General features: G+C 46.2%; 6 protein-coding genes. 2 read left to right on the top strand and 4 right to left on the bottom strand.

Annotated elements, in window-relative coordinates:
- The 3 genes from guaB to cysS form a co-directional block, all read right to left on the bottom strand.
- Window positions 1-1,394, bottom strand: a 1,394-nt coding sequence (gene guaB, locus ACTXGO_RS07205) for an IMP dehydrogenase (RefSeq protein ID WP_443573862.1), incomplete at its 3' end; no start/stop codon positions are given.
- 185 nt (window positions 1,395-1,579) lie between these two features.
- Window positions 1,580-3,415 carry a mechanosensitive ion channel family protein gene (locus ACTXGO_RS07210; protein WP_443541569.1) on the bottom strand — a complete coding sequence of 612 codons (1,836 nt, stop codon included), beginning with the start codon at window positions 3,413-3,415 and terminating at the stop codon, window positions 1,580-1,582.
- A gap of 305 nt (window positions 3,416-3,720) precedes the next feature.
- Entirely contained in the window at window positions 3,721-5,181 is a 1,461-nt protein-coding gene (gene cysS / locus ACTXGO_RS07215) for a cysteine--tRNA ligase (RefSeq protein ID WP_443541571.1), read from the bottom strand.
- Window positions 5,182-5,351: 170 nt separating this feature from the next.
- On the opposite strand from cysS, the gene ACTXGO_RS07220 reads away from it, so the two are divergent.
- Window positions 5,352-5,972: a cob(I)yrinic acid a,c-diamide adenosyltransferase gene (locus ACTXGO_RS07220; RefSeq protein ID WP_435950849.1), complete on the top strand. Its 621-nt coding sequence runs from the start codon at window positions 5,352-5,354 to the stop codon at window positions 5,970-5,972.
- 83 nt (window positions 5,973-6,055) lie between these two features.
- Here ACTXGO_RS07220 and ACTXGO_RS07225 read toward each other — a convergent pair whose 3' ends face one another.
- Window positions 6,056-6,991, bottom strand: coding sequence for a hypothetical protein (locus ACTXGO_RS07225; RefSeq protein ID WP_435950848.1), 936 nt, complete (start codon window positions 6,989-6,991; stop codon window positions 6,056-6,058).
- 294 nt (window positions 6,992-7,285) lie between these two features.
- Between ACTXGO_RS07225 and ACTXGO_RS07230 the strand changes: the two genes are divergently transcribed.
- The gene (locus ACTXGO_RS07230) at window positions 7,286-8,146 is read left to right on the top strand and encodes a glycerophosphodiester phosphodiesterase (protein ID WP_443573864.1); all 861 of its coding nucleotides are present in this window, start codon (window positions 7,286-7,288) and stop codon (window positions 8,144-8,146) included.
- Window positions 8,147-8,161 lie beyond the last annotated feature (15 nt).

The raw sequence follows: 8,161 nt of genomic DNA on the forward strand, positions 1-8,161 counted from the left end.
ACTTTGATGAACTGCGGTTTAGTGCGCATATCTTCGATACTTGCGCAGCCTGTATAACCCATTGAAGAGCGCAAACCGCCAACCAACTGATTGACGATACCAGCGACAGGGCCTTTGTAAGGGACGCGGCCTTCAATCCCCTCTGGTACTAGTTTTTCAACACCGTCTTTGGCATCTTGGAAGTAGCGATCAGAGGAGCCGTTTTGACCTGACATTGCGCCCAGGCTCCCCATACCGCGGTAAGCTTTGTAATAACGGCCCTGAAATAGCTCAACCTCACCTGGCGCCTCTTCAGTTCCTGCCATTAATGAGCCAACCATGATGCATGATGCACCCGCTGCAATAGCTTTTGCCATATCGCCTGAATAGCGAATACCACCATCAGCAATAAGTGGAATGCTGTTTTGTAGAGCGCTTGCGACGTTATCGATAGCAGAGATCTGCGGGACACCGATACCCGCGATAATGCGAGTGGTACAGATAGAGCCTGGGCCAATACCGACTTTGACCGCATCAGCACCTGCATCACGTAGGGCTTTTGCTGCATCACCTGTTGCGATATTACCGCCAATAACTTGAATATGAGGAAATGTTTTTTTGATCCACGAGACTTTATCGATGACGCCTTTTGAGTGACCGTGCGCGGTATCTACGACTAAGACATCAACGTCGGAGGCGATTAGAGCTTCAACTCGTGCCTCAGTATCTGCGCCCGTACCAACTGCCGCGCCTACACGCAGACGTCCTTTTTCATCTTTACAGGCATTAGGATTGTTTTCAGCTTTGGCGAAGTCATTGACGGTGATAAGACCGCGCAAACGAAAGTCATCATCGATAACGATGACTTTTTCGATACGATGCTCATGTAATAGCTTTTTAATATTCTCGTTGCTCTCGCCTTCTTGTACAGTAACGAGCTGATCTTTTTGCGTCATAATTTGGCTAACTGGCTGAGACAGGTTGGTCTCAAAACGCCAATCACGGTGAGTCACAATACCGACCACTTTATCCGTGCCTTTTTCGACTACAGGGACACCTGAGATATTATTGTCTTCGGTTAGACGCAGCAAATCACCAATGGTCATCTCTGGATGAACGGTAATCGGATCGACGACCGTACCTGCTTCAAACTTTTTAACGCGTCGCACTTGAGTCGCTTGCTTATCGATATCCATGCTCTTGTGCAAGATGCCAATGCCGCCAAGCTGCGCCATGGTAATCGCCATCTCAGACTCAGTAACCGTATCCATTGCTGCGGATATCAGTGGCAGATTTAGAGTGATGTTTTGGGTCAAGCGAGTGGATAGACTGGCGTCTTTTGGTAGGATCTCAGAATAGGCTGGTAACAATAAAACGTCATCAAAGGTCAAAGCTTCATCGACAATACGTAACATACATACCCCTAGTGGTGGTTATCTTGATGAGTGGGCGCTTGAGATAATCTGTCAATCACGCCAATGCGGCATCATATTCAGGTACTGCGCTCTCAGCTGTCCCTTAAAAATAACGCCACATTATAGCAAATAATACCTAGTTCCACATGATAAATTTCTTATCACTTATTCAACTTGCGGTAATACTATTTAAAAGTAATACGCTCAGCAGGTAGATACTCTTTTTGCTCTTCATTTAGATAAGTAAGCATTTGCTCACGAACGTCGCATTCCAGCGTCCATGCATTTAGCGGACTATCAGAGGCCAGCGCTCCACGCAGCTTAATGGTGTCTTCGTCAACAGAGACTACGAGCATGGCAGGCTCTGTCTCTTGATCCCAAAGGTCATGGTCTTTGACCAATTCGATAAATTTTTGGCGTATAGCCTCAACGTCCACGCCATAATCCACGTATAAGTAAACCACACAAGTTTGATGGAACTCAGTGTGCGACCAATTCTCTACGATTTGGGTGACAAAGTGGCGCATCGGTACGATCAAGCGGCGCTCATCCCATGTCTTTAGCACCGCGTAGGTATAACGCAAATCTTCAATATTTGTCCAATCACCCTCCATCATAACTGTATCACCGATACGGACAGGCTGAGTGATAGCGACCTGCATGCCCGCTATAATATTACCCAAAGTTGGCTGCGCAGCAACGCCAAGTACCACACCTGCAATGCCAGCTGAGGTCAGCAGCGTCTTACCTAAGCCTTCGATATTGGTAAACTCGCTTAGCCCAATCCAAAAACTACCCAAAATCATAACAAAGATAAAGACCCGTCGAAAGATAGACAAATAGGTCATGCGCACGCGATAAGTATTGTACTCATCGTCAGCGAGACCATCGATTTGTAAGTCTCTATATCGATTGGCAAAAAAATGAATAACTCGAATACCAAGCCATACTGCGCTGAGCACCAGTCCCACCCACACCAAAGGTCTGGTTGCAGTAGCAATCGCCTCGACGTAAGGAAAGCCGCCTGATACTAAGGTAAAGACTAAAGAGAAGCTGATCGTAAAGGTGAGCGGTACGGTAAGCTTACTAATCATATCAGTTAGGCTTTTCTCGCCACCTGTCTGCGGGGTTTCTTGGTCATCATCAACGTACCAGTTAATGAGCTTTCCTGTAATTTTACTTAGCAACCAACCAAGGCTCAAAGTCAAAATAAAGAAAAACGCTAAAGCTAAAAACTCCCATATGGCAATACCCAGCATCCTAAGAGTCATCACAGGCGGCAGGTAGCGCTCAAACTCCGCTGGCTGGTATTGATCATACAGGTTAGTAATATTATCAACCGTTTGCGCTGAAAATACCCAGACAGGAGCGTTATCCTTAACGCGTACGCGCTGAATAAAGATAGGTACTTGGCGCTCACGATAATCCATGTAACCTAGCAAAATAGAGCGGCGCGGGATACCGTTGATACTACTGCTATTACCCAGTGGCGGCTCTACCAAACCATCTGGACGATCTGGTAGATCATCAAAGACATAGAGCTGTTTTTTGCTCAGCAAAAAGTCCAGTTGCCTTGATAACTCAACACCCCTGCTCGCTTGCGTGTTTTCATCAAACAGATTTAGATTAAGCGCTTGCGCAGCTAGATCGTACTGCTGCTTCATTATCGCAGATTGAAAAAACTCCAAGGTGGATAAAGGGGTCGCCAGATTTGCAGGCGTCGATAGCGCAGGTAGTCCAGAATTGAGCTCATCTAAAACGTAGTAATTGGCGTTATACTCGCCACTAAGTGCCACATCACCTTGCATCTGACCGACTTGCTGCAGGGCTTTTTGATCCGATGATTCAACCAGTTCATTGACTGAATCAGGAAAATCGATACCGTCTTCTTGTAGCGTATCAATTTGCTGAGCGGCATACTCTACAAAGCCATCTGGCGTGTCCTCAGCTTGCGAGGTTGAAGCGTTTGGCGCAGCGGCTTTGTCTGTACTAGCAGCATAAGATAAGGGCGCAAGTAGCATAATCACAAAAATGACTAGCAGTTGTTTTAAAGCAAACGAATATCCCTTAGCTGTGTGCTGATCGCTACTTATTAGTGTGGTAATAGATCGAGTACTTACAGAGGATTGGCAACTTACATTTGCTTTGTTTTTTAATACGTTTTTGTGATTATGCATAGTGATTATCTAACCATTTAGTATGTAGATACGCTAAAGCAGTACACAAAAAAAAGCCAGCATAGTGCCGACTTTATTTGTTAGTTTACGTACTTGAAATAAATACCGTCTTTATAGACAGATCAGTATTAAAGCGATTGCCGATACTTTTAGGCGCGGCGCCAAGTCGTACCAGAGCGCGCATCCTCAAGCTCTATACCCGCCTCTTTTAATTGATCGCGTATCTCATCTGCTCGAGCATATTGTTTGTCTGCTTTTGCAGTATTGCGCTGATCTATTAGATCCTCAATCACAGCATCGCTAAGCGCGTCATCGGTCTGCTCACCGATAGCCGCTTGCAAAAACTGAGTAACAGGCTGCTGCAATAACCCTAAAACTTGCGCGAGTGCTTTAAGCTCAAGTGCTTGTTGCCATGCGCCTGTGATATCCTCTGCTTTTATCAGCTTATTAATACTACGTGCTAGCACGAATAGCTCACTGATAGCCGCTGAGCTATTGAAGTCATCATTCATGGCAGTGGTAAAACGGTGACCACTGTCACTAGCATAAGCCCTGTCAATGTCTTGATCCTTGACGACTAAATCAGCTCCTCGCTTTTGCTCGGTAATTTTGAGGGTGTGATAGAGTCTGCTTAGGCTATTATGTGCTTCATCTAAAGCAACGTCTGAGAAATTCACTTGGCTGCGGTAGTGACTTGATAACAAGAAAAAGCGTACGGTTTCAGGATGATATTTTGCAGTGACTTCTCGAATAGTAAAAAAGTTACCGAGCGACTTTGACATCTTTTCGCCATCGACATTGATAAAGCCAACGTGCATCCAGTTGCGCGCGTACTCGCAGCCTGTCGCCGCCTCTGACTGAGCAATCTCGTTTTCGTGATGCGGGAATTGCAAATCATGTCCACCGCCATGAATATCAAAAGTATTGCCTAGGCATTTGGTCGACATCGCTGAGCATTCAATATGCCAACCAGGACGCCCTTGTCCCCAGGCAGACGCCCATTGCGGCTCATCAGGTTTTGCCGCCTTCCACAGTACAAAGTCAAAAGGATTGCGCTTGTCAGTATCAACCTGTACTCGCAGGCCTGCTTGCATATCCTCCAAATGACGTTTGGACAATTTGCCATAGCCTGCAAAGTTATCTACCGCATAGTACACGTCACCTTGGTCTACCGCGTACGCATAATCCTTAGTGATTAGCGTCTCAATCATCTGCTGCATCTCATCAATATGATCGGTCGCACGCGGCTCGCTATCAGGCATCTTGCAGCCAAGTGACGCCGCATCCTTATGCATAGCCTCTATGAAACGCTGCGTTAAGGCACTTATATCTTCATCGTTTTCGCGCGCGCGGGTAATGATCTTGTCATCGATATCAGTGATATTACGCACGTAGTTGACCTTGTAGCCCAATTGCGTCATCCAGCGCACTGCCATATCAAACGCTACCATCACTCGTGCATGCCCAATGTGACAATAGTCATAAACTGTCATGCCGCACACATATAGACTGATCTGTCCTTCAACTAAAGGGGTAAAGACTTGTTTGGATGCGCTAAGTGAATCATAAATAACAAGAGTGGACTTAACATCACTGAGTGGTGTGGTCATAATACAAGAGCCCTTTTAAATTTAATAATGGATCAAAAGTATAAAATTTTAGCGTTTTTTATTTGTGAATACATAACACTCTATCTTAGCTAAAAAGACGCTAAAATACTACAATAGCGGCAAATCTAAGACTATTTACCCAACGCATTAACGCATTTAAGGAAGTATCAATGAGTAATCGCTTAACCAAGATTTATACCCGTACTGGTGACAATGGCAGTACGGGCATGGCTGATGGCAGCCGAATGAGTAAGGCAGATGCTCTGTTTGGTGTCATGGGCGATATAGATGAGCTCAACTCTCACATCGGACTGGCACGTGCACAATTGGCACAAATGCAAGACAAACTGCCTGAGCGCCTAAATGAGCAAAAAGACATGGATTTTGCGCAGGCACTCGTCATCGTGCAGCACTTACTGTTCAATATCGGCGGCGAGCTTGCGATGCCTGAGTACCAAGGTATTAGCGGCGCTCATGTAGAATGGTTAGAGCAGCAAATAGATACGATGAATAGCACGTTGCCGCCGCTTAAAGACTTTATTTTACCGACAGGTTCAGTGCTGGTGAGTCAATTGCATGTCGCTCGCACTGTTTGCCGCCGTGCGGAACGTCAAGCGGTCATGCTAAGGGAGCTGCGTCCCCAAGCAATGAGTCATAGTGCGGTCAGTCTGGTCAATCGATTATCTGACTGGCTGTTTGTCGCCGCCCGCTTTTGTACTGACTCAAGCCAAGTCTCAGAAGTGCTATGGAATCCGCAGGTACTACAAGTGTTTGATGACCTGCAAAAATAGAACTGGATCATATCAAAAAGCGCCTATAACATTACGATGTCGTAGGCGCTTTTTATTAAGTCTATTAAGACGAGCAAGTTAGGTTAGTAAGTAGCGCTCTCGTCTTCTACGATTATCATATCAATAGTTTCATCTTTAGGAACTGCTTTTGGTGCAGTAGGGGTGGCGGGTAACGTAGCACTAGTACCTGGTTCAACCGCAACTTGGTTATTGTCTGTATTAATAGTTGGCGCAGTTGCTGGCTTTACAGCAGGCGCAGGCGGCGTTGCTATCGCTGGTTGTCTTGCTTGGCGAGCCGCTTGGCGGGCACGCTCCTCTTCGGCTGCTTGTGCTTGCGCGCGGCGACGGCGTGCTTCTTCTTGGGCGGCGCGCTGGGCTTGAAGCTCGCTCATAGCTGTGGTCAAAGTAGACCCAGCGATGACATCAGCGACTATGCCCACCATAGCAGGCTGCCCTGCGATACGTGTCTGTACTTGTCCGCCTTGAGTACCAACGACATAAGTAAAGGCATTATCAACGAGCATGTTATTGTTGATACGGATATCATTTTGCGCAAGGCGCGTCTGCAAGCTTGGCTGGTTATTAGCAGCCTGCAACTGACTGGCAAGATACAGATCTTCGCTTGGCAGAGTCATACTGACGCTCGCTTGACAAGTCGTCATGCCATTGTCATTAGTCTCTTGTAGCACAGCTGTATTTTGCACATCGATCAAAATACCGCTCACTTTACTGGTAATAGTTGCACTACTTAAACTAATTTGAGCCTCGTTAGCATAGCTTGCAGCGAGCGTTTGAGCTTGCTGATTCAACGTGTTTCTAAGCGCAGATTTTAGGCGATCTTGTACCATAGGGTTGTCGCAACTGATCACAGGCGTCGTCTCTTCGACAACGACAGGTTCTTCGGCTACCTCTACTGTCTCCTCATCTGAGCGGCTACAACCTGCGAGCGCAAGTCCGCATACTAGACTAATACCTGCCACATGCTGCCACTTAAACTCTATGCTGTTTGCTACGCTCATATTTGCATTGCTCCTGCTTTGTTGATTGTCGATCGACATTGCTCTATTGATACTAAAATAAATAGCCGTAAAAAATACGTCATTATACGGTGTTTACCTAAGATGGTCATTACTGTACATCATCAATACGCACCTAAAACATCCATATCAGCGCGAAAGTCGGTTTTGGTTGCAAAAACATAACAAACCCTTAGGAATATTTTGAACGTTTTAAAATCGACTTATATAAGATAGATGAAGATAGTATGGGCAAAATATATCGTCATATAATCGATAATAAAGGGCTTGAGGCTTATGATACAGATACCAAAGCTCAACCGTACTCGCCTCGTTGGTCATCGCGGCGCAGGTAGCGAGATACTAGAAAACACCTTGTCAGGTTTCCAGCGCGCGCGCAGTTTGCAAGCGCGCGGGCTAGCTGGTGTTGAATTTGATGTACAGCTTAGTGGCGACGGTCATCTGGTGGTCTTTCATGATGATACACTTGAGCGTCTTTGCGGCGTGCAATCTCGTATTGATCAGCTCAGCTTAAATGAGATTGCCCGCCAGTTGCAATCGGGGCATCAAATCTTAACACTGGCTATGCTCTCGCAAGCTTTGCCTCTGCCGTCTAAGCCTGTATCTAAATTAGCATCTATACATGGCTCACTCTCAAAGCCATCAACTAAGCCAATAGGAGTATTTGCAAGTACTCAAGCTAGCACCTTGAATACTGTTTCTCCTATTCTTACTCAATTTAGCCATATTGAGCTTGAGATAAAGACCCATGACCGCACCAACTATAGCAAGCTTGTTGCCGCATTAGCGCGTGACTTGGTAGGTACGGCGCTTGCTAGCTTGCCGATTGTACTGACCAGTTTTGATCGCCAGCTTTTAGCCCACTTGCAGCGGCACAACTCATTATCACAAATACCGCGAGGATTGCTCACGCGTACGCCAAGCTTTTTGCCTCTTGCGCCAACGACTGCTATGCAGCTAGGCTGTACACAATTGGGTATTCACCATCCGCTAATCACGCCTGCCATCATTGAGCACAGTCACCGTCATAGCTTGCCTGTGACAGCTTGGACGGTCAATGACGCTGATAGTGTGCAGCAGCTCGTTGAGTGGCAAGTTGATGTTATTGTCACTGATGTACCAACGCTTTTTTTATAGCACCTCTTAAAATCA

It is taken from the genome of Psychrobacter sp. T6-1 (assembly GCF_052258445.1).

What these genes read in the sequence shown, in the direction of transcription:
- ACTXGO_RS07225 (WP_435950848.1), bottom strand. Translation starts at nt 6,991, where the DNA reads ATGAGCGTAGCAAACAGCATAGAGTTTAAGTGGCAGCATGTGGCAGGT.
- ACTXGO_RS07220 (WP_435950849.1), top strand. Translation starts at nt 5,352, where the DNA reads ATGAGTAATCGCTTAACCAAGATTTATACCCGTACTGGTGACAATGGC.
- ACTXGO_RS07210 (WP_443541569.1), bottom strand. Translation starts at nt 3,415, where the DNA reads ATGCTACTTGCGCCCTTATCTTATGCTGCTAGTACAGACAAAGCCGCT.
- cysS (WP_443541571.1), bottom strand. Translation starts at nt 5,181, where the DNA reads ATGACCACACCACTCAGTGATGTTAAGTCCACTCTTGTTATTTATGAT.
- ACTXGO_RS07230 (WP_443573864.1), top strand. Translation starts at nt 7,286, where the DNA reads ATGATACAGATACCAAAGCTCAACCGTACTCGCCTCGTTGGTCATCGC.